Below are 324 nucleotides of genomic sequence, written 5' to 3' on the forward strand. Positions count from 1 at the left end.
TACGGACTGATTATACATGACTTAGTAGTATATCAAAAGGGGGCGGATGAAGTGAGCAAAACGGTAGTGGCAATATGTGTGTTTTCGCTGTTTGTGGTTTTGAGCGGGGCTGCCGTGGCAGCGGATAAGATTAAAATGGGAGCTATCTATCCGTTCACCGGTCCTATGGCTGGCACAGCGAAGATGTGCAGAGACGGAACATTGATGGCGGTTGATATTTTAGAGAGGGGCGACGTTTGAGCAAACCACGAAAGTCCTTAGCGCAAAACCTCATATGGTGGTCGCTGTTACTCTTGGCGCGCTTCTTCAGGTTCCTGCCTCACG

Annotated in this window: 1 pseudogene; it reads left to right on the forward strand. The window is 49.4% G+C overall.

Features of this window, described 5'->3' with window-relative positions:
• A pseudogene (locus EZM41_RS01210) lies at nucleotides 1–240 on the forward strand (hypothetical protein); the annotation flags it as partial.
• Nucleotides 241–324: the final 84 nt, after the last annotated feature.

Origin of the sequence: Acetomicrobium sp. S15 = DSM 107314 (assembly GCF_016125955.1) — a bacterium.
GTDB lineage: Bacteria > Synergistota > Synergistia > Synergistales > Thermosynergistaceae > Thermosynergistes > Thermosynergistes pyruvativorans.